Source organism: Corynebacterium lemuris (genome assembly GCF_024919295.1).
Classification (GTDB): Bacteria; Actinomycetota; Actinomycetes; order Mycobacteriales; family Mycobacteriaceae; genus Corynebacterium; species Corynebacterium lemuris.
The window spans coordinates 1-1403 of the sequence record NZ_JANWTC010000045.1 but is presented as its reverse complement, the minus strand read 5'-3'; the positions used below and the strand labels follow the sequence as shown (position 1 = coordinate 1403).

Annotated in this window: 1 protein-coding gene; it reads right to left on the bottom strand. The window is 66.5% G+C overall.

Annotated features, from left to right (window positions below; genetic code table 11):
- Window positions 1-102 precede the first annotated feature (102 nt).
- On the bottom strand, window positions 103-1350 hold the full coding sequence (locus NYP18_RS15300; protein WP_259429054.1) for an IS701 family transposase: 1248 nt from the start codon (window positions 1348-1350) through the stop codon (window positions 103-105).
- Between the last annotated feature and the right edge of the window lie 53 nt (window positions 1351-1403).

Sequence of the window (1403 nt, the reverse complement as noted above, 5' to 3'; positions counted from 1 at the left end):
TAGTAGTACTTCGTTAGGTGTCTCTGGGGCGGTGACAGTAGGGGCAGTGGTCCAGCAGGTGGATCACGGCGGTCTGGAGTGCTGCCAGGACGGCGTAGAAACTCAGCCCGCCTCCGGGGCTTTTGGGTCCGGGTCGCCAGCCACGCGTTGCCCGGTGACAAACAGGTGCGCCGCGGTCACCAGCGTGACGTGATGGTGCCAGCCCAACCAGGTCCGGCCCTCGAAATGATCCAGCCCCAGCCCGTGTTTCAGCTCCCGGTAGTCGTGTTCGATGCGCCAGCGGATCTTCGCCCACCGGACCAGCTCCTCGATGCTCGTGTCTTCGTCCAGGGTCGACAACCAGTAGTCGGTGGGCTCCGGTGCACCGTCGGGCCATTCGACCAGCAGCCAGCACGCCGACAGCGTTCCGTCCGCCTCCCGCGGCAGGTTCCGGTTGGCCGGGCGCACCCGCACCGTGGTGAACCGGCTGGTCATGGTTCCCTTCGTGCCGTGTCGCCAGGACACCGTCCGGAACTCGTCGTCCGGCAGGCCCAGCGCCAGCGTCCTTGCCTGCACCGGGTCGGTGAGGTACCCGCGTTTCCGCGGCCGGCCCCGACCGGAGTAGACAGGCTCTTCGACCACCGCGTCGACCGGGTGCACGCTGAGCTCAGACTTCACGGCCACCACGTACCCGATCCCGCGCTGTGTCAGGCCGGTACGGAAGAACCCGTTGTCGCCGTAACCGGCATCCGCGACAACCACCGGTGGTACCAGGTCCCAGGCGGCAAGCTCGTCGAGCATGTCGAGTGCCAGCTGCCACTTCGGCCGGTGACGGACCTCATCGGGGATCTGGGCCCTGCGTCGGCGTCGACGGATCTGTTCGGCCTCCTCCGTGGTGTCGCAGGAGGTGTCGTCCCAGCTACGCGGCAGGAACAACCGCCAGTCCAGCGGACAGGACCCGGCGTCGGTGACCGCATGGACGCTGACCCCGATCTGAACGTTGCCGACCTTGCCCAGGGTTCCCGAATACTGCCGGGCCACTCCCGGTGAGGCGGGGCCATCCTTGGGGAACCCGGTGTCATCGACCACCCACGCCACCGGGGCCAGCAGGTCCACTGCCTTATGGGCCAGGAGGCGGCGGACGGGTTCGACCGGCCAGGGGGAGGAGGAGACGAACTGCTGCAACTGCTGGTGATCCACCCCCAGACGAGCTCCCATCGGTTGCATGGATTTTCGCCGGCCTTCGAGCATCAGGCCCTGCAGATACAACCCGCCTTTGCCCCGCTGGTCCTTCCGGACCAGCGGGGCAAAGACCTCCGCGACGAATTCATCAAGTGCCCCGCGCACCCGCTCGATCTCATCTGTCCTCATAGGAGCAGATCTACTCCTGTGGGCACCCCACCACAAGAGCTAACGAAGTACTA